At 55.5% G+C, this 19,955-nt stretch carries 18 protein-coding genes and 1 tRNA gene; 10 read left to right on the forward strand and 9 right to left on the reverse strand.

Features of this window, described 5'->3' with window-relative positions:
• The first annotated feature begins 119 nt into the window (after positions 1–119).
• The gene (locus EYR88_RS06370; protein WP_165477290.1) at positions 120–1,082 is read left to right on the forward strand and encodes a 3-methyladenine DNA glycosylase; all 963 of its coding nucleotides are present in this window, start codon (positions 120–122) and stop codon (positions 1,080–1,082) included.
• A 23-nt stretch (positions 1,083–1,105) separates the two neighbouring features.
• On the opposite strand, the gene trxA is transcribed toward EYR88_RS06370, so the two are convergent.
• Both trxA and EYR88_RS06380 read right to left on the reverse strand, forming a co-directional pair.
• On the reverse strand, positions 1,106–1,480 hold the full coding sequence (gene trxA / locus EYR88_RS06375) for a thioredoxin (RefSeq protein ID WP_131088834.1): 375 nt from the start codon (positions 1,478–1,480) through the stop codon (positions 1,106–1,108).
• Between the two features lie 138 nt (positions 1,481–1,618).
• Positions 1,619–1,700: transfer RNA gene (locus tag EYR88_RS06380), tRNA-Tyr, on the reverse strand.
• A 181-nt stretch (positions 1,701–1,881) separates the two neighbouring features.
• Here EYR88_RS06380 and EYR88_RS06385 point away from each other — a divergent pair.
• Positions 1,882–2,370 carry a YajQ family cyclic di-GMP-binding protein gene (locus EYR88_RS06385; protein WP_131088835.1) on the forward strand — a complete coding sequence of 163 codons (489 nt, stop codon included), beginning with the start codon at positions 1,882–1,884 and terminating at the stop codon, positions 2,368–2,370.
• Positions 2,371–2,476: 106 nt separating this feature from the next.
• Here the strand turns inward: EYR88_RS06385 and htpX are convergent, their stop codons facing one another.
• Positions 2,477–3,355 (reverse strand): zinc metalloprotease HtpX, encoded by an 879-nt coding sequence (gene htpX, locus EYR88_RS06390; RefSeq protein WP_131088836.1) that lies wholly within the window; start codon positions 3,353–3,355, stop codon positions 2,477–2,479.
• Positions 3,356–3,616: 261 nt separating this feature from the next.
• On the opposite strand from htpX, the gene rarD reads away from it, so the two are divergent.
• The gene (gene rarD / locus EYR88_RS06395; protein ID WP_131088837.1) at positions 3,617–4,555 is read left to right on the forward strand and encodes an EamA family transporter RarD; all 939 of its coding nucleotides are present in this window, start codon (positions 3,617–3,619) and stop codon (positions 4,553–4,555) included.
• Positions 4,556–4,652: 97 nt separating this feature from the next.
• On the opposite strand, the gene gabT is transcribed toward rarD, so the two are convergent.
• From gabT to EYR88_RS06410, 3 genes are all read right to left on the reverse strand, one after another.
• Complete coding sequence (gabT, locus tag EYR88_RS06400) at positions 4,653–5,996, reverse strand: 4-aminobutyrate--2-oxoglutarate transaminase (protein ID WP_131088838.1); 1,344 nt, start codon at positions 5,994–5,996, stop codon at positions 4,653–4,655.
• A gap of 195 nt (positions 5,997–6,191) precedes the next feature.
• Positions 6,192–6,344: a methionine/alanine import family NSS transporter small subunit gene (locus EYR88_RS06405; protein ID WP_131088839.1), complete on the reverse strand. Its 153-nt coding sequence runs from the start codon at positions 6,342–6,344 to the stop codon at positions 6,192–6,194.
• Positions 6,345–6,346: 2 nt separating this feature from the next.
• A complete protein-coding gene (locus EYR88_RS06410) occupies positions 6,347–7,954 on the reverse strand; it encodes a sodium-dependent transporter (RefSeq protein ID WP_131088840.1) in 1,608 nt (535 codons plus the stop codon).
• Positions 7,955–8,068: 114 nt separating this feature from the next.
• Here EYR88_RS06410 and EYR88_RS06415 point away from each other — a divergent pair, with 114 nt between their 5' ends.
• The 3 genes from EYR88_RS06415 to EYR88_RS06425 are packed head-to-tail and all read left to right on the forward strand — an operon-like array spanning position 8,069 to position 10,437.
• Entirely contained in the window at positions 8,069–9,472 is a 1,404-nt protein-coding gene (locus tag EYR88_RS06415) for a PucR family transcriptional regulator (protein WP_131088841.1), read from the forward strand.
• 18 nt (positions 9,473–9,490) lie between these two features.
• Positions 9,491–9,925 carry a hypothetical protein gene (locus EYR88_RS06420; RefSeq protein ID WP_131088842.1) on the forward strand — a complete coding sequence of 145 codons (435 nt, stop codon included), beginning with the start codon at positions 9,491–9,493 and terminating at the stop codon, positions 9,923–9,925.
• A gap of 53 nt (positions 9,926–9,978) precedes the next feature.
• Positions 9,979–10,437, forward strand: coding sequence for an HIT family protein (locus tag EYR88_RS06425; protein WP_347559257.1), 459 nt, complete (start codon positions 9,979–9,981; stop codon positions 10,435–10,437).
• A gap of 72 nt (positions 10,438–10,509) precedes the next feature.
• Here the strand turns inward: EYR88_RS06425 and EYR88_RS06430 are convergent, their stop codons facing one another.
• Positions 10,510–11,607 (reverse strand): polyprenyl synthetase family protein, encoded by a 1,098-nt coding sequence (locus EYR88_RS06430; RefSeq protein WP_131088844.1) that lies wholly within the window; start codon positions 11,605–11,607, stop codon positions 10,510–10,512.
• Between the two features lie 289 nt (positions 11,608–11,896).
• Between EYR88_RS06430 and EYR88_RS06435 the strand changes: the two genes are divergently transcribed.
• From EYR88_RS06435 to EYR88_RS06450, 4 genes are all read left to right on the forward strand, one after another.
• Positions 11,897–13,234 carry an isochorismate synthase gene (locus EYR88_RS06435; protein ID WP_131088845.1) on the forward strand — a complete coding sequence of 446 codons (1,338 nt, stop codon included), beginning with the start codon at positions 11,897–11,899 and terminating at the stop codon, positions 13,232–13,234.
• Between the two features lie 171 nt (positions 13,235–13,405).
• The gene (locus tag EYR88_RS06440) at positions 13,406–14,194 is read left to right on the forward strand and encodes an ABC transporter substrate-binding protein (protein ID WP_131088846.1); all 789 of its coding nucleotides are present in this window, start codon (positions 13,406–13,408) and stop codon (positions 14,192–14,194) included.
• A gap of 110 nt (positions 14,195–14,304) precedes the next feature.
• Positions 14,305–15,096: an amino acid ABC transporter permease gene (locus tag EYR88_RS06445; protein ID WP_131088847.1), complete on the forward strand. Its 792-nt coding sequence runs from the start codon at positions 14,305–14,307 to the stop codon at positions 15,094–15,096.
• A 13-nt stretch (positions 15,097–15,109) separates the two neighbouring features.
• Positions 15,110–15,892 carry an amino acid ABC transporter ATP-binding protein gene (locus EYR88_RS06450; RefSeq protein WP_131088848.1) on the forward strand — a complete coding sequence of 261 codons (783 nt, stop codon included), beginning with the start codon at positions 15,110–15,112 and terminating at the stop codon, positions 15,890–15,892.
• 106 nt (positions 15,893–15,998) lie between these two features.
• Here EYR88_RS06450 and menD read toward each other — a convergent pair whose 3' ends face one another.
• Positions 15,999–17,699, reverse strand: coding sequence for a 2-succinyl-5-enolpyruvyl-6-hydroxy-3-cyclohexene-1-carboxylic-acid synthase (menD, locus tag EYR88_RS06455; protein ID WP_242632472.1), 1,701 nt, complete (start codon positions 17,697–17,699; stop codon positions 15,999–16,001).
• A 150-nt stretch (positions 17,700–17,849) separates the two neighbouring features.
• Positions 17,850–19,952, reverse strand: coding sequence for a PhoX family phosphatase (locus tag EYR88_RS06460; protein ID WP_131088849.1), 2,103 nt, complete (start codon positions 19,950–19,952; stop codon positions 17,850–17,852).
• Between the last annotated feature and the right edge of the window lie 3 nt (positions 19,953–19,955).

Consider the following 19,955-nt stretch of genomic DNA (forward strand, 5'->3'; position numbering starts at 1 on the left):
TTGTCACACTTGTCCTTGCCGATCGTAGTGAAACGTCATGCAGTGGACGTGATGTTTGCGTCAGTGCTAAAGGCCACTGAAGCCCCAAGCTCAAAGATCCAGACGATAAAATGCGAAATATGCAGAAATCTTGGAGCGCGAGCTTCACTCCTAGCGGACCGGTGTCTTTGACGAAGTCTCTGGGTATCCTGCGCCGAGGCCTCGGTGACCCGACGATTCGGCTTTCGGCAAGTGAAGCCTGGCTGGCTTTTGCTACTCCCCTAGGCCCAGCAACCCTGCAAATTTCAAAACCCACCCTTCAAGGTGCTGCCGACTTCCAAGCATGGGGTCCCGGCGCATCTTGGGCATTGGACTCTGCGCCCAATCTTTTAGGCGCGCAGGATGATTGGAACGAATTTGATCAAGGTCTGCAAGAGGGAATCTATCCGGAGATTATTGCCCGGAACCGGGCAGAACATCCTGATGTAGTACTCCCCAAAACCGGCAGGATCTTTGAGCATGCAGTAGGTGCCATTCTTGAGCAACGCGTTACTGGCATCGAAGCGAACCATGCGTGGCGTTGGCTCGTTCATCGATTTGGACAGCCCGCGCCCGGTCCGGCCCCTGAAGGGTTGAAGATTTTTCCTTCACCGCTGGATCTGGCACAGATGCAACGGTGGGATTGGCAGCAGGCTCGGGTTGAAGGGCAGCGCGCCACAACGATAAGAAAATTCGTTCAGGTAGCCGGTGCCATCAATTGGTGGGCGGATAAGCCACTGAACCATGCCAAGCCGGCGGCAAAAGCGCCTGGAACATTGGAGGCGGCGTTAGCCTCGGTGCCTGGAATCGGGCCGTGGACTATCGCTGAAACTCTTCAGCGGTCGCATGGGTCTTCAGACCACATCTCAGTGGGAGACTTCCATTTGGCCCATTTTGTTGGTCAAGTACTGACCGGAAAGCGGATCACTGATCCACAAATGCTGGCGCTCTTGGCACCCTACGCACCACATCGGCAACGAGTGGTGCGACTGTTGATGCTCTCTGGCGAGCGAAAACAAAGCTTCGGGCCACGCTACGCTCCGCTGGATCACCGGCAGAGGTAGGGCCCGAAACTCAAAACGCAGTCCTAGGAGTCAGCCTGAGCTGCTTCTTCAGCGATCTGCTTGTGAACTTCACTCATGTCGATGCCCTTGACGGCGGTGACCAAGTCTTCAAGCTGTGGCTGGTTCAACGCACCTGCCTGCGAGAAGACGAGTACCTGCTCACGGAAAGCCATGATGGTAGGAATCGAAGTTACGTTAGCTGCACGGGCCAGGCCCTGTTCTGCTTCGGTGTCTACCTTGGCGAAAACAACATCAGTGAACTTGTTTGAGGTCTGATCATAAACAGGTGCAAACTGCTTGCACGGTCCGCACCAGTCTGCCCAGAAATCCACAAGGACGATATCGTTGTCTTCAATCACCTGTGCGAAGTCATCTTCGCTCACATTTCTAGTAGCCATGCCTATACGGTAACCGAACATTAGGTGAAATACGTAGAAAGGTGATCTTCATTGACACCGGGAATAGATCCGGATCACAGTGCAACAAAGTTTGCCCGGATGCAAAAAACTCCCGGATCAATGATCCGGGAGTTTTTGTGGCAGATACTGGATTCGAACCAGTGAAGGCGTTGCCAGCTGATTTACAGTCAGCCCCCTTTGGCCGCTCGGGTAATCTGCCGAGATGGTTCGTTCAAGAACGTTTGTTCTTGTCGGAACGAGAAATAACTCTACAGGAGATTTTCGATGATGTGAAATCGAGGGGGCTCTTTTCTCTGTAAGCCTGATCACAGCCCGAATTTAGGGCGCAAAACCGGTAGGCTATGAAACGAATCAGACCCGTTACAGCTAGGAGTATTCACATGGCTAGTGATTCCACATTCGACGTCGTCAGCAAGGTTGATAGCCAGGAAGTCGCTAACGCGATGAACCAGGCCCAGAAGGAAATCGCCCAGCGCTACGACTTCAAGGGTGTAGGCGCTGAGGTTGACTTCAGTGGCGAGAAGATCTTGATGAAGGCTAACTCTGAAGAGCGCGTCAACGCTGTACTGGATGTTTTCCAGTCAAAGCTGGTCAAGCGTGGCATCTCATTGAAGTCCTTGGAATCCGGTGAGCCATTTGCATCCGGCAAGGAATACCGCATTGAGTCCAGCATCAAGGAAGGCATCGCACAAGATGTCGCCAAAAAGATCAACAAGTTGATCCGCGATGAGGCTCCTAAGGGAGTCAAGTCCACCATTCAGGGTGACGAGCTTCGCGTCTCTTCCAAGTCCCGCGATGATCTGCAGGCCACCATGGCCCTGCTGCGTGACTTCGAAGAAGCTGACCTTCAGTTCATCAACTTCCGGTAGGCATCTTTAGGTTCTCTTTGAACTAGAAGTGAGCGGCGGCATCCCACAGTCAATGTGGGAAGCCGCCGCTCACTTTTTGTCTACGCGCAAACACCGCTAAGGATTTCTAGTACTGCTGGCCGCCGGCCATGGCTTCGAGGCGAGCAATACGCTGATCCATTGGTGGGTGCGTGGAGAACATCTGCTTCAGGCGCGAACCGAAAGGGTTAGCGATCATCAGGTGTGAGCTGTTGACCAGCTTCTGGTCCCCCGTAGCCAGTGGAGCCTGAGAAATTCCGGACTCCAACTTTCGCAACGCGCTGGCCAGAGCCAATGGGTCGTTGGTTAGTTTGGCTCCATCTTCGTCAGCGTCATACTCACGAGTCCGGCTCACAGCCATCTGAATAATTGATGCGGCCAGTGGTGCCAAGAGCGACAACGCGATCAGTGCGATCGGGTTGACGTTGCGGTTTTCATTGCTTCCACCGCCACCAAAGAACATCAGGAACTGTGCCACCGAGGTGATTACACCGGCAATCGCCGCAGCCACCGATGAAGTGAGAATGTCACGGTTATATACGTGCATCAGTTCGTGGCCCAGCACGCCGCGCAGCTCGCGCTCATTGAGTAGCTGCAAGATTCCCTCGGTGCAGCACACCGCAGCATTTTGTGGGTTGCGGCCGGTGGCGAAGGCATTGGGCGAAGTAGTTGGTGAGACATACAGTCGCGGCATTGGCTGTTGAGCGTTCATCGATAGCTCGCGCACAATGCGGTACATCATCGGATTCTCAGCTTCACTCACCGGGTAGGCGTGCATGGAACGCAAGGCGAGCTTGTCACTGTTCCAGTAGCCATACGCGGTGGTGCCCAAACCGATCAGGGCGAAGACCCAAATGAACATTGACCGGCCAGTTCCGGCCGAAATGAGCGAACCGATAGCCAGTAGCAGGGCAAACATTCCGCCGAGCAACAGTGCTGTTTTCAGTCCGTTGTTATGACCATGCACCGTGACGCACTCCTTGTAAATGACTCAGACCAAGTTGGTATTTCTTAGTCTAGTCAACGTTTATGCCTGCAGCTTCGTTCCGGTATTAAGCATTTGAAACGCAGTTGTGATGTAGAGTACCGAATTCTGCCTAACGTATTTCGCTCTGCGGGGAATATTGTCTAGCTATAGGCGTTGTACTTTGTGAGTTGCAGGGTGCATTTTTTGCCCCGTAGCTCCGCCTTTTCCTGCTTCACAATAGTTCGAAAGCGTACATTCTGCATGTCATCAAGCACCACCAAACCGGTCCGCTCTGAACACAGCTATGGTCTGATTCAAGGCACCTCTGCCTATCTCATCTGGGGATTGCTCCCCGCATACTTCTTGCTGCTCCCGGAGATCTCAGCTGTGGAGTTCGTAGCCGTGCGAGTTCTCTTCTCTTTGATCTTCTGCTTGATCCTGCTCGCTATTACCTCGCAGATTCGTCAGTTTATTGCGATGTTCAAAGATACAAAGAGCATGATGCAGTTGGCCCTGGCCAGCGTCTTGATCGCGGGCAACTGGGTTCTCTACGCCTTGGCAGTGTTGACCGGACACGTACTTGAGGCGTCGCTGGGCTACTTCGTCAACCCCATTGTTGCCATCCTGCTCGGCGTGCTGGTGCTTAAGGAAAAGCTGCGCCCCTTGCAGTGGGCAGCAGTGGCGCTGGCTACCGTAGCCGTTATTGTGCTCACCGTGGGCTTGGGCCGCGTGCCATGGATTTCTCTGGGCCTTGCGTTCTCCTTTGGCTTCTACGGCCTAGTAAAGAACAAGGTCGGCTCCAAGGGCACCGCATTGGGCGCACTGACGGTCGAAACTGTGTGGCTAACCCCGCTGGCCATCATCTACGTCATTTGGCTCTCGCAGACCACCGGTTCCACCTTGCTAGACAGCAACCTCGGTGGCGTACTCTTGCTGGCTTCCAGCGGCATCATCACTGCTGTTCCACTCTTGCTCTTTGGTGGGGCTGCTCGACGCCTTCCGCTGAGCACGGTGGGCTCGCTGCAGTTCATCGCTCCCCTACTGCAGTTCATCCTTGGTGTACTGGTGTTCCACGAACATATGCCGTTTGAACGCTGGATGGGATTTGTCCTGGTATGGATTGCGGTCATCTTTGTTTTGGTCGATATGCTTCGCGCACCTAAGGCCCGGAACCTTCCTGAACCAGTAGAGATCAGCTAGCTGCCAACGCATTTAGCGCACAAAGAAAAAAGCTTCGGCCGTTCTAGTTTCAAACTAGAACGGCCGAAGCTTTAGTTATTTACTTCCGGGCTAAGCCTTAGGCAGCAAGCTTGCGGATAGCAGTCTCAAGAACGTCGAATGCATCGTTGAGCAGCTCATCCCCGATAACCAATGGAGGCAGCAGACGAATGACGTTGCCGTAGGTACCGCAAGTCAGGATGACAACACCCTGAGCCAGGCACTCGGCAGCGATAGCCTTGGTCAGATCTGCGTCTGGCTCTTTGCCACCAGCCTTGACGAACTCAATAGCAATCATTGCGCCACGGCCACGGACTTCACCGATAGCTGGGAATGCGGACTGCAAAGCGGTGAAGCGAGCGAAGAACTTCTCTTCGATCTCACGTGCGCGACCTGGCAGGTCCTGCTCTTCCATGAACTTGATGCTCTCAAGTGCTGCAGCAACAGCTACTGGGTTACCACCGTAGGTGCCACCCAAGCCGCCACCGTGAACCGAGTCAAGCAGTTCGGCGCGGCCAACGATGCCCGACAGTGGCATACCGCCGGCGATGCCCTTAGCCACGGTGACGATATCTGGTTCGATCTCTTCGATGTCCGAAGCGAACCAAGCACCGGAGCGTGCGAAGCCGGCCTGAACTTCATCAGCAATGAAGACAATGCCGTTTTCCTTGGCCCATTCAGCAACGCGTGGCAAGAAGCCGGTTGCAGGAACGATGAAGCCACCTTCACCCTGGATTGGCTCGATGATGATCGCAGCGATCTGGTCGCCACCGATCTGCTTCTCCATGGCCAAGATCGCGCGCTCTGCAGCTTCCTTGCCCGAGATGTTTGGATTCTCTTCACGGAATGGGTAGCTCATTGGCATGCGGTAGATCTCTGATGCCAGTGGACCGAATCCGCGCTTGTATGGGGCAGCCTTAGCGGTCAGACCCATGGTCAGGTTGGTGCGGCCGTGGTAAGCGTGGTCGAAGGCTACAACTGCCTGGCGACCGGTAGCTACACGAGCAACCTTGATGGCGTTCTCCACGGCTTCAGCACCGGAGTTGAAGAACACTGCGCGCTTCTCGAAGTTACCTGGGGTGATGGCAGCAAGCTTCTCAGCCAAGGCAATGTAGTTCTCGTAAGGAGCAACCATGAAGCAGGTGTGGGTGAAGCGCTGCGCCTGCTCGGCAACGGCCTTAGCCACTGCTGGGTTGGATGCGCCAACGGTGGTTACCGCGATGCCCGAGCCCAGGTCGATCAGCTGGTTGCCGTCAACATCAACAATGATGCCGCCGTCAACGTCAGCTGCGTAAACAGGCAGGGTGGAAGCAACGCCGGCAGCAACTGCCTTGGCGCGGCGTGCGGCGAGTTCTTCCGACTTTGGGCCGGGGAATGGCCCGTTGATCTTGCGCTTCTGTTCAATACGGTAGGTAACGTCCACCTGCTTGTCCTTTCACTAAAGTTTTACGAGCATGTCGCTCGACGTGTTCTAACCAACAGACTATTCTTCAAGGCCCTTTGCGACTAGCAAAGTTGGCACAAATGACTTTTGGTTTTGTAGTGCATCTGCACAGCAAAGCCTCCCCGTTCCAAGTCGGACTTGGAACAAGGAGGCTACAGCTAATTTCTGCGGAAATTACAGGTTGCTATTACCTGCAGGTTCAGCGGTTTCAATCACGTGGTCATCATCCTTTTCAGGATTGCGTGAGAGGTTGATCAGTGAGATGGCCAGGCCACCCCAGATGGTCAGCATGGAAATGATCATGAATACAATTGCGATGCCGCTCATGACTAGTATTCCTTTCCGACTGCGTCAGGAAGTTCTTCAGCTTCAACATTCTTCTGATGCTGTTCAAACTCTGGATCATCGATCTTTGAGTTTTTGCCCCATGGGATCAGCGACATGAGTACAGCGCCAACAATCAACGCGCCAGCCATGCCCCAACCGAAGATGCCGTTGAACCATGCTGGGTAACCCGAGTACGGCTCGTTGATCTTGGACTGTACTTCGTTGATCAGCATGTAGCCCAGCGCTGCCGGACCGATGCCGCCAACCAGGACCTTCCAACCGGTGCCCAGCTTGATGGAGCTGTGACGGTTCATGTGCTTGGCCAGCTTAGGCAACATGCCAAGACCTGCGCCAAAGACAATCACCAAGACCAATGCACAAGCGAGGATGCCGAACTGGTTCACGAAGGCGTCCATGGTGTCCAGTAGGTACAAACCGGTGGTTGTTGGGAACAGCACCAGTGAGATCACGGCAACTGGAAGAACAACTACCAAGGTTGCCGGGGTACGCTTCCAACCCAGCTTGTCTTGGAAGGCCGCAACGATGACCTCAAGAATCGAGATCAGCGAGGTCAAGCCCGCGAAGACCAGCGAACCAAAGAACAGCACACCAATGAGTCCACCCAGAGGTGCCTGGGAGACGATGGTTGGGAAGGCAATAAATGCCAAGCCGATGCCACTGGTGGCCACGTCATCAACGCTGGATCCAGCGTTGTGCGCCATGAAGCCTAGGGCAGCGAAGACGCCGATACCGGCGAGCAGCTCGAAGCCCGAGTTAGCAAAAGCAACAACATAACCGGAACCGGTCAAGTCACTCTTGCGCTTCATGTACGAGGAGTAGGTGACCATGATGCCGAAGGCCACGGACAGCGAGAAGAAGATGTGGCCGAAGGCCGCAGCCCAGACGGCCGGGTTCTGCAAGGCCGCGAAGTCCGGGGTGAAGAAGGCGTTCAGGCCGTCAATGGCGCCTGGCAGGAAGACCGACTGGACCACGAGGATCACGAACATGACGATCAGCAATGGCATGAAGACCGCGTTGGCTCGGGAAATACCCTTGTTAACGCCGGCAATCATGATCACCATGGTGACCAGCCAAACGATCAACATCGGCACGAAGATGCGGCCGACCACGTCGAAGGAAACGCCCACGGTATCGGAGACCTTGAGGAAATCATTCATAAAGAAGCCTTCGGCTCCCTTAGGGTTCTTGTCCCAGGCCTTGGTGATGGAGAACCAGCAGTACATGGCAGCCCACGCGATGATGGCTGCGTAGTAAATGGCGATTACGAAGCAGATCAGTACCTGCCACCAGCCGAGCATTTCGGTTTTACGGTTGGCCCGGCGATAAGCCAGTGGAGCCGAACCGCGGTAGCGGTGACCGATGGAGTAGTCGAGGAATAGCAAAGGGATACCGGCGCAGAGAATTGCGACCAGGTAAGGGATCAGGAATGCACCGCCGCCGTTTTCGTAGGCAACATAAGGGAAACGCCAAATGTTTCCCAGACCAACGGCTGAACCAATCGCAGAAAGGATGAACAACTTTCGAGAACTGAAGGTCTCACGCTTTTCGGATGCGAGTGGAGCGCCCTGTGTAGAAGATGGAGAGCTCATGAATCCAAGCTACTGCAAAAAGTTCACATTCTGGTCAATTTTCGGGTGCGTGTGTCCATTATTTGAGCATTTTGCTGAAATGGGAACTTTCCGTCTCCCAACTAGAATAGCCACATGGCAATTAGTTTACGCGGACTCCTTGAGCATGACGAGCTCAACCTGAAGCCGATGACCGACCACACCCATCGCGACGACGTGGTTATCACCTGGGGAGCCATCACGGAGCTACTTGACCCCTCACGCTTCCTTACCGGTCGAGAGATCGTGTTGACCACGGGTGTGCGTCAAAAGACAAAAGCCGCCCAACGAGAATTCGTTCGTGTTCTGGCCGCCAATGATGCAGTGGCGCTGGGTTTCGGCACCGGTCTTGAACATTCCTCGGTTCCCGAGGCAACCATCACCGCCGCCCGCGAAGTAGGATTGCCGGTCTTTGAAGTTCCCTATCAGGTACCTTTTGCCTCAATTACCCGGCTCATCGCCGAGGCGTTGAATGCTGATCACCTCAAGCGCGTTGAGAACCTGCTCAAGTCGCACCAGAAGCTGGCTCGCTCGCTGCTCTCCTCAGATCTGGACAGCATGCTTGATGAGCTCGTACGGATGATCCGCACCGATGTGGCACTCAGCCTGCACGGCGAGGTCATCAGTGGCGACTACGACCCAGAACGTATCTGGCATGAACTTCCGGTGGCTACCGGACTTCGCGATAAGTGCATTCTTCATCTGGCCGAACCCTACGTACATGACCCGGTCGTGGACTACGCACAGTCACTGATTGGCCTAGAAATGGCCAACAAGTCACGCCTTCGCGCCTCCCAGCGCCAGGCCAACGGTCAAGTACTCGCTGACCTTGCCGCCGGCACGCTGGTTGGCTCGGACGCAGCCGGACGGCTTGGCGCCCTGGGACTAAACCCACAGCGTGAACACGCAGTGATCTTGGTGCAGGCTTCATCTCAAGCCGAACGACTCGAAACACTGCCATTACCAGCTGATCTTTCTTCCCAGGTCTCCGCAATGATGGAAGGACGGCTTGCGGTCATTGTTGCCCACTCCAAGGTGCAGCTATCAATCAAGCATCTAGATGAGTATCTGGTGGCTGCCGGTATTCCCGCCCGCGTTGGCTACGGTGGACGCTATTCAAATACCACCGGTATTCGTTGGAGCTACTTTGAGGCGCTTGAATCCCTTCGTCACGGCGAACGTGTCAACGTGCCAACCAAACTTTCTTTGACCTCGCTGCTGCTCGCTGCCCGCGATGTCCCATTGCAAGACTTGGCTACCGAGGCTTTGGGCCCACTGCAGGACTTTGATTCCACCCATGAGTCAGACTTGCTGTTGACCTTGCGTGAATACCTGAATCGGGATGGATCTGTCGGCGCCGTTGCCGAAGCTTTAGGGTTGCATCGCAACACGGTGCGCTATCGCATGCAGCAGATCTCAGAGCTCTCGGGCTATGACCCGAATGTGACAAGTGACCGAGTCCAGCTTTGGATCGCGTTGAGCGCACTAGAGCTTGGCTAATCTCGATAGGATAAAGACATGGCTGACATGTTTCTAGAGAAGTTCTGTTCCTTGGTTCCAAAATATTTGGAAGACCAGTGGAATGAAGCCGACGGGTTGAACAGCGAAGAGCTGAGCGAAGCCCTAGCGCAGTCCAAGGTTTCGATTCCTTTTGTGCTCGAAGAGTTCTACCGGGCCCTAGGCAACAATGAAGACTTCATGGAGGCCTACCACTACTTCTTCGACCCAGAAGAGCTGGAAATCGAAGACGGTCACCTGCTGTTCTTGGAAGACGAAGAAGAGAAGTTTGTCTGGGCGTTTAAGGCTTCACAGCTTGATGTTCCGGATCCAATTGTCTATCGCCGCAATAACGCCAAAGGTACCTGGACCAGTGAAGAAGGCACTTTCAGTGAATTCACGCTGGACATGTTCGCATGGGTCTTTGACGAGCTGGCTGCCGAACTGGAGGACTAGTGCTCCACCATTCCCATCAACCGGACGGCTACCAATGCCCATTTTGCGAATTGGTGCTTGACTTACCGTTCAGCCAAGACAACTTGTGCGCACCCACAGATCTGATTTATCAGACTGATCTGGTGGCCGCCATAATGGCTTGTGATGGGTTTGGTAATTACGGCGGGCATGCCATGATCATTCCCACCAAACATTTGGAAGCACTCTACGACCTAGACGACGCCACCGGTGCGGCGATCATGAAGGAAACCAAACGCGTGGCCTTGGCCATGAAATTAGCGTGGGATCCCGAAGGAACCAGTACCAGGCAACATAATGAACCGGCAGGAAACCAGCACGTCTGGCATTACCACCAGCATGTGTTCCCGCGGTATCACGATGATCAGTTGTACCAGCAGCTTCGCCACCGGGTCTCGGTTGAAGAACGAGCGATCAAAGCCAAAGAACTACGCGCGGCTCTATTCTCTAATGAGCATCCAGAGCCACTAACTGCTGCACAAGTTATCCGCTGAGCACCGGCGATGACCAAGCAAAAAATCCCCTGAAGAAATCAATCTTCAGGAGATTTTTCGTCTCAACATTCTTTAGGCGTCGCGGGTTACCACGGCGTCAGCGAAGGAGATCAAAGCTTGCTTCACGGTGCCCTCTGGCAACGGATTCAGCGCCTGGATCGCGGAATCTGCCCACTGACGGGCAACCTTCCACGCATCGTGGAGCGCGGTGTGCTCACGGACCGCTGCTACTGCTTGGGCCAAGGCCTCATCGGTAGTGAGGTCTGCATCAACCAGTGCCAGCGCAGCCTGTGCTTGTTCGTCTCCAGCCTCAGCAGCCTGACGCAACAGCAAGATTGGCAACGTCGGAACACCTTCGCGCAAATCAGTGCCCGGAGTCTTGCCCGAATCTGCCTTCTCGGACGCTAGGTCAATTACGTCGTCGGCAACTTGGAAGGCAACGCCAACCTTTTCACCGTACTCACGCAAGGTCTCAATAAATTCAGGTGCTCCACCAAAACGAGCGCCAAAGGCACCGGAGGTGGAAAGCAAAGAAGCGGTCTTATCGCTGATGACCTGGATGTGGTGCTCAATCGCGTCGTCGCCTTCACGCGGCCCGATGGATTCATGCAGCTGGCCTAGGCAGAGGCGCTCAAAGGTTCGCGACTGCCACATCACCGCTTCTGGTCCCAGATCTGCACCGAAGACCGAAGCCCGGGCGAAGATCAGGTCGCCAGCCAAGATGGCTACCGAGTTGCCCCAGACCTCGTGGGCGGTGGGGGCTCCACGACGTAGCGGAGCTGAGTCCATCACGTCATCGTGGTACAGGGTGGCCAGGTGGGTCAGCTCCACAATGGCGGCAGATTTGATGACCTCGTCGGTCACACCGTGGCCGAGCAGTGAGGTCAGCAGCACCAGCAATGGGCGCACGCGCTTACCGCCGGCTTCGACCAGGTGCCGGCTGGAGGCATCAATCAATGGATCGGAGTTAGCTAGCGCATCGCGCAATAGCTTCTCGACCTTTGCCATACCGATGGAAATAGCCGGACCAAAGTCCGGGTCCTCGGCCAGCATTGCAAAGCCCGAGGGAAGATTGATAGCCGCAGCTAATGCAGCGGTTTCAGGATTCAGCTCAATCGAGTCGGACACTTCGTGCCCGGCTGCGGTCCAGTTGCTCTTCGAATCAGTCACTGTTCTACGGCTTACTTATCTTTCATCGGGGCGGCCATCGCGGAATGCGAAGACTTCTGCGCCTGCATAATGCAGACAAACATCTCTTCACTCTAACCGATGCGGTCCACCGCTGGTGATCGGCACGACGCAACATTTTGCAGGTTACAGGCCAGCGACCGAGCGGTTCGGTTTAGAGTTTACCGACTTAGGCTAACAGTTCTGCCAAGACCCGCCATATCTCACAGTCGTGACTGGGGACACCACCACCGCTTGAACCCCGGCATCCCGCGGTAGGCTTAGCCGTATCATGTCTGCAGAATCGTCCGTTCTTAGCGCCAGCGCCCATCAGGCGTCGGCTCCATCGCTGTCCAGCATCACCTTTGAATATCTTGATGCCCCGCAAACTCTGCTTGGCGACTCATTGCGTCACCGAAGCATGGTCTGGACCCGGAACGGGCATGGCTTGGTGGGTTTTGGCACCGCCGCCCGCCTGCACACCCACGGGGAGGAACGCTTCGCGCGGGCCCGCGCGTGGTTTGCACAGGTCATCGAGGCCGCGGACATCATTGATCCAATCAACCGGCCCGGTAGTGGTTTGGTCAGCTTTGGATCCTTCGCTTTCTCCTTTACCAGCGTTTTTGAATCGCGCATGATCATCCCGCAGCTGGTGGTTGGACGCGATGAGCAGGGCGCGTGGATTACCGTAACCGGCACCGCCGAGGAACTAAGAGATCTGACCTACGAGCAGGCTTTGGCCCGGGTCAACGCCGCCATGGAGGACGCGGCCATCGCTGCCACCGATCCAGGGACTATCAAGCTCACCAGTGGACAGTTGACCGCAGGCTCCTATGTTGAAGCCGTACGCAAAGCACTGGGTCATTTTGAAGAGCGCGGAATCTCCAAGCTGGTGCTAGCTCGCGACGTACTAGCCCACAGCACCTCCCCCATCGATCTGTCCGCAGTGGTCCACGCCCTGACCGAACGTTACGCAGACTGCTGGACCTACAGTGTTGATGGCCTCGTGGGTGCCACCCCGGAAATGCTGGTTCGCGTCACCGATGGCCTGGCAGAAGCCCGCGTCTTGGCCGGCACGTTAGATCGTGCCGCAGCGGGAGCCGCAGACCCTGAGTTTGCCCAGCATCGACTCTTTGAAGATCCCAAGCAGCGTAATGAGCATCAGCTGGCCATCGATTCACTCACTGACTCGTTGAACCCAATCTCGCATGGCATGAGCGCACCCAAAGAACCATTTATTCTCCAGCTACCGAACGTCTGGCATCTAGCCAGCGACGTACGCGCACAGTTGCGTGCCGACGCAACAGGCGCCTTGCCCTCCGCTTTGGATGTAGCTGAGATTTTCCATCCCACCGCCGCGGTGTGCGGAACACCCACCAAGAAGGCCGGGGTGCTCCTGCGCGAGCTCGAAGGTTTGGACCGTGGACCTTATGCGGGCCCAGTGGGTTGGGTTGATAGCCGAGGCGACGGCGAATTTGGCATCGCCTTGCGCGGAGGAATCTTGGAAGACGAGAAACTCATGCGCCTCTACGCCGGATGTGGCATCGTTCCGGGTTCAGTGCCGGAGGATGAACTGGCAGAGTCTTGGGCAAAAATGCGCCCCATGCGCCAGGCCCTCGGCGCCGAGTAGGACGCAGATCACTTTTCGGTCAATTGTTTCACTCTCATGTTTCTTCAGCGTAAATTTTTCTTGCCCTCGATGACACTTGTGTGAAGTGCGTCTCTCGCTAGTGTTACCGCGGTTATGATTAGGGCATCGCAGTGATCCACTCGCAATGACCCGAAAGTAGGTTTTGATCCTATGCGCAGCCCTAAGAAAAAATTCGCCGCCGCTATCGCTCTCAGCTCCGTAGCACTCTTGGCAATGACCGCCTGCGGTTCCGATAGCAGCTCCGAATCCTCAGCGGATGGTGCATCCTTCCCGCTCAACCAGGGCAAGCTGACCGTCTGCTCGGATATCCCTTACGAGCCATTTGAATTTGTTAAAGACGGCAAGAACGTCGGCTTCGACATGGATGTTGCTGCAGAAATCGCCAAGGACGCCAAGCTGGATTTGAACGTCATCGACGCCAGCTTCGACTCCATCGAATCGGGCCTGTTCAGCACCCAGTGCGACATCGCAATTTCCTCGATCTCCATCACCGATGCACGCAAGGAGAAGATGGACTTCTCCACCCCTTACATGGATGATGACCTGGTTCTGATCGCCAAGAACGGCTCGGGCATCACCGATCTGGAAACCGCCAAGGACAAGAAGGTCGGTGTCCAGCAGGCCACCACCGGTGAAAAGTACGGCAAGGAAAACGGCCTGGAGAACCTGGTCGGCTACGAAGATGCCGGTCTGCAGACCCAGGCCCTGCTGGCCAACCAGGTTGACGCGGTGCTGGGCAACCAGTCGGTCCTCGGCTACGCGGTGAAGGACAAAGCCGATTACAAGGCTGTGGCCAACTTCAAGACCGGTGAGCAGCTAGGTGTTGCCGTTCCTAAGGACAAGGCTGACACCTTGAAGCTGGTCAACGGAACCCTGAAGCGCCTGACCGATGCCGGCACCATGGAAGAACTGACCGTGAAGTGGTTCGGCGAAAAATAACTCGTCACTGAACACGCAATGATCTACCAGCGGGGGTTCACCGCCCAACCGACAAGCATGACCCGGTTGCAAGTGCGAACCCCCGCTACCTTTACGAGAGGTACAACCCCATGGCAATGACTACCAGTCAGCGTGCCCGTACGAGCAAGACCATTCAGATAGTTGTCTTTGTAGGCATCATCATCGCGTTGATTGCGATTATTGACTGGGATAAGGCCGCTTACGCGTTCTTCTCCTTTGACAAGCTCGGCCCGATGTTCCCGGACATGATTTTGGTCGGCCTGAAGAACACCATCTTCTACACGATCATTGCCTTCGCCTTTGGCTTGGCACTGGGTCTGATTCTGGCCCTATTGAAAACCGCGAGCTTCGCGCCCTATCGTTGGTTCGCCACCGCATTTATTGAATTCTTCCGTGGCATCCCCGCGATCCTCGTGCTCTTGGCTTTTGGATTTGGCTTGCCTCAAGCTTTTGGCACTACGTGGCCGCAGCCGGTGAACGTGATGTTCGCTTTGGGTCTGGTTTCCTCGGCTTATATCGCTGAAACCCTGCGTGCTGGTTTGCAGGCTGTCCCTAAGGGTCAGACCGAAGCAGCCCGTTCGCTGGGCATGCCAGCCTGGCGCGCAATGGTTACCATCGTCATCCCGCAGGCATTCAAGATTGTTTTGCCACCGATGACCAATGAGATCATCTTGCTCACCAAGGACACCTCGTTGGCATTTATTCTTGGCGCAGCCATGGCCCAGTACGAGATGACCAAGTTCGGCCGTGACGGTATCTCCCAGTTGGATGCAGGCCTCACCCCGCTGGTGGTTGCTGGCTTGTTCTACCTGGTTATCACCATTCCGTTGAGCTTGGTAGCCCGTAAATTCGAATCCCGCGCAGCGAAGACCAAGCGGTAGAGAGGACTTGAGAATGTCTACTGACACTAATCAAATTTCAGTCAATGCCGCGGGCGTGGAGATCACCGGACTGCGTAAGTCCTACGGTTCCAACGAAGTACTCAAGGGCATCGATCTGAAGGTTAAGCCGGGCGAAGTTGTTTGCCTGATTGGTCCTTCAGGTTCCGGAAAGTCCACCTTGCTGCGTTGTGTCAACCTACTTGAGCAGCCCAACGGCGGCACGATCATGGTCGGTGGCTTTGATGCCACCAACGTAGATGTCAATCTTGATCAGATGCGTCAAAAAGTTGGAATGGTTTTCCAGCAGTTCAACCTTTTCCCACACCTCACGGTGTTGGAAAACTGCACTGTTGCACCGATCAAGGTGCTCAAGCGCAAGAAGCTTGATGCGCAGAAGGTAGCTCACAGCCACCTCGAACGTGTTGGCTTGGGCGATTTTGGTGGTCGCTACCCTGACCAGCTTTCCGGTGGTCAGCAGCAGCGTGTGGCTATTGCCCGTGCACTATCGATGGAACCGACGCTGATGCTCTTTGATGAGCCAACCAGTGCTTTGGATCCTGAGACGGTCGGTGAAGTTCTATCGATCATGAAGAATCTAGCCCAGGCGGGTATGACCATGCTTGTGGTCACCCACGAAATGGCTTTTGCTAAAGAAGTTGCTGACCGTGTGGTCTTCATGGACGGCGGTGTGGTGGTTGAAGAAGGCATTGCTTCGGAAGTCATTGGCAATCCGCAACAGCCTCGTACCCAGGATTTCCTGCGTCGAGTCTTGGACCCTACCCACGTGGATATCTAAGGCCCAAAGAAGCTAAAGAAGATCTATTGCAAAAGAATCCTCTGTCCCGACACCGAGTAGGTGTTCGGGGCAGAGGATTTTCTTGTCGAAAGAATCAGTGAACAGCTTAGGGCTCTGGCCAAACAAGGCTTGAGATGTGTTGATTGAGTCGTTGATTATCTGCCCGCAAGGTTTCACGGGAAGCCGGGACTTCGATGAGCCGCAGCGTCTTTTCCTCTGACTGGGTCAAGATATCTGAAAGTTGTGCTCTGGAGGTTGCCCGCTCATAGCGCCACCCATAAGCCTTGGCCAGCGACTGAACATCAAATTGTTGAGCAGTAGCAAACAAACGCTCGACCGCTTCGGCATAACGTCCCGAGTCATCCACCGCACCGTGCTCCAATGTGGAGAAAATGGCACCGCCACCATCGTTGTACACCACCACATCCAGTTGAGGTTGTGGCTCTGAAGGTGCCCACATCAAGGAGCTGGCGTCATGAGCGAAGGTGATATCTCCCATGACAGCGACAGTTCGCTGTCCACTGCCCACGGCCAAGCCCATGGCAGTAGAAATCGTGCCGTCAATTCCCGCTAAACCACGGTTGGCATACACCTTGGTGCCATGACTCTCGGTCGGCTTGGCAGCCAGATCAAAATCGCGAACGATATTAGATGAGCCGAGCAGTAGAACCTCCGGCTGGTTTTCCCAGAGCACTTCAGCCACGTCCAGCCCGTTGAGCGTGGACTCTTCGCCGTGCAACGCACGAATCTGCTGGGCGTGTCTATCTAGGTCTTGCCAGTTGGCCAGCCATCCCTCAGCGCCTACACCGGCAAACTCTACAAGCTGTTCCCAGCTATTGATCGGTTGCTCACGACGCCGCCCTGGCTCATACCAAGGCGCTGGTGTCGGTTGCCAGATGGCACTGTCAATTCGAGGATCAGCTAAGAGTTTGGCTACAGGCCGGCTGAGCGTAGGACGCCCAAAAAGCACTACACGATCAATGTGTTCACTGCCCACGGCAATCAACGGCCGGTAATGAGTAATGGCATTTGTTGAAAAGCGTGCGTTGGACGAGGGCTCAGCAAAAAGTGGCAGACCTAAAAGTTGTGCAAACTCTGCCGCCTGCTCCCCCGCATCATGTCCTGCAACAACAACCGTGCGACGCTGTGGAAGGACTTGAGCACTCACGATTGCTGTTGATGATTGATTCACGACACCAAGCCATATACCGGCCTGAATGTTGGTCCAGGGCTGAGAGCCAATCGTTTCGTCTTCACCTGGGATCAGCGGATCGCGAAATTGCAGGTTCAGCTGCACTGGGCCGGCCGGGTTCAGCTGGCTACCGGCGAGCGCTATTAGCGCTTGATTCACTTGGGCTACAGGATCTTGGCCTGCAGACACGTTGAGCGCGGCCCTGACGTGTTCGCCGAAGAGTGTCTTTTGTTTGGTGCTTTGGCTGGCACCCGTGCCATGTAGTTCATCGGGCCGGTCCGCGGAGAGGACTAGCAGTGGTGTTGCTGTGTGGTTCGCCTCCATGACGGCTGGCAGCATCTGGCCGATGGCAGTACCACTGGTGGCAGCTACGGCTACCGGTGTTCTTGTGCTTTGCGCCAGACCTAAGGCCATGAAGGCGGCTGAACGCTCATCGATGCGCACATGGATGGTGAGCAATCCTGCGTGCTCAGCTTCAGCGGCGGCATAGGCCAAGGGCGCGCTACGTGAGCCGGGAGAAATCACTAGATCTCGTACTCCCGCCTGGATCAGTGATCCGAGGACTTCACGAGCCGTGCTGATGGCGCGTTGCTCTTCTGGTTGCTGCAATCCCACGCGATGTGGCTCCTTCGATTCCTCAGCTTAGGCACTACCCCAAGTCTATGCCTTGGTACGCGCGCCGACTGTGAGGGTGCAACAAGACGCCGGTGAGATCTGCGAAACTCACAGATCTCACCGGCGTCTAATTACACGATGGCCGAAAGGCTACTTGTTTTTGCCTTTGCCCTTACCCTGGTTTTCAGTCTCTGCTTTGAAGACCTGAACCACGGTTGGACGTGGGCCGTAGAACTGGCCTGCGCCTGCTGCGGCTGGGTTCTCTAGGAAGTCAGGGAACAGCGAGCTTGGGGAGGCGAAGGTGCCGCCTTCTCCCGGGTGCTGCACAGAGACGAAGACTGAGTTGTCTTTGTCATGGATCAGTGGGCCACAGGTTTCAGCGCCCGTTGGGACAGCCAGGAACTGTTCCACGCGGCCACGGTCCTTGCCGGTCAAGGTGACCTTGTGCAGTGCATCCGAGTAGCCGATGGTGCTTGGTGCGCCGTCGGTGGAGATCCACAAGTTGCCCTTTGAATCGAAGGCCAGGTTATCCGGGCAGGAAATTGGTGAGACCTTATCGGCAGGGTAACCAGAGAAGTACGTTGAACCGTTGACCTTCGGATCGCCTGCAACCAGCAGAATGTTCCAAGTGAACTTGGTGCTGGTGGCGTCGTTTCCTGCCTCGGTCAGTTCAATGATGTGTCCATCGCGGTTGGAAATGCGAGGGTTCGGCTCGGTTGCGCCTTCCTTGCCGGTCTTGCCACGATCAGAGTTGTTGGTCAGTGCCACGTACAGCTTTCCCGACAGCGGGCTTGGCTCCACGTCTTCTGGGCGGTCCATCTTGGTGGCGCCGAGCTTATCTGCTGCCAGACGGGTATAAACCAGAACCTCTTCAACGCTCATGCCTTCAACCATCGACTTGCCGCCCTTGACCAATGGCAACCAGGTGCCGGTGCCGTCGAATGCGCCGTCCGCTGGTAGCTCGCCGTTGCCGTCAATTTCGTTTGCTGGCGAGTTGCCGGCGAACTCTGCGACGTAGAGGTCACCGTCGGAGAGCAGGCTCATGTTCTTCTTGCGGTCATGCTTGGAGTAGGTGCCCTTGGAGACAAACTTGTACAGGTACTCAAAGCGGGAGTCATCACCGGAGTAGGCAACAGCCTTACCATTCTTGGCGATGCGCACGTTGGCACCTTCATGCTTAAAGCGGCCCAAGTTGGTGTGCTTTACCGGAGTGGACTTTGGATCCTGTGGGTCAATTTCGATAACCCAGCCGAAGCGGTGTGCTTCGTTTTCATAGCCTTCGTTGCTCAGGCCAAAGCGTGGGTCAGTATCTTCCCAACCGCGCTCGGTGGCTGCGGTGCCTATGCCGTAGCGTGCTTCTTCGGCAGTGCCCTTGCCCTTGAAGTACTGGTCAATGTTTTCTTCACCGGAAAGCACGGTGCCCCATGGGGTGGTACCACCGGAGCAGTTATTCAGGGTGCCCAGAACCTTGGTTCCGGTTGGGTCTGCAACGGTCTTGAGCAGATCGGCTCCAGCTGCCGGGCCATCTACCTTGAATTCAGTCTGTGCGGTGATGCGACGGTTACGTTCGCCGCCCTGGACGTAGCTCCACTGCTTGTCATGCTTCTTGCGCTTTACTTCTACAACGCTGAAACCGTGAGCGTTCATCGCGATGCGGCGAGCTTCGTCCTTGTTAGCTTCAAACCACGCAGCGTCAAACATCATGTCTTCGTTGGTGTATTCGTGGTTAGCTACCAGCACGCCGGTGCGGCCCGAGTACTTATCAACGATGATGTCTAGGTAATCGTTGTTGTAACCGAACTGTTCGGCCTGCTTCTTGGCACTCTGCTTGGTGGCGTCAAACTGTGCGGTGTTCTTGAATAGCGGGTCACCCCAACGGATGATCGGAGCCCAATCGTAGCCTTCTGGAACGGTGAGGTTATCTACTGAACGAGACACCGGCTCAATGGCGTCAAAGGCCAGCTTCCCGCCCTTGGCGGAACCGTTCTTTAGCGGCACCAATGGTGCGGCGGTGGCATCAGAGGCACCGAAGAACTGTGGTCCAACTACTAGCGCCGATGCACCGACGGCGCCTAGGCCAAGGATGCTGCGGCGAGACATTGCCTTATCGGCGATATCTTTGAAGTAGCCGTTGGACGAGGTATTGCAATCTGGCTTAACGCAGGCATCTCCACACTTAAAGTGGCAAGTAGCTGCGGAACGTCCGCCACGGGTGTGGCCTAGCATTGGCAAAAGGGTACGGGTTGGATTCATGAT

Source organism: Arthrobacter sp. S41 (assembly GCF_004320535.1).
Classification (GTDB): domain Bacteria; phylum Actinomycetota; class Actinomycetes; order Actinomycetales; family Micrococcaceae; genus Glutamicibacter.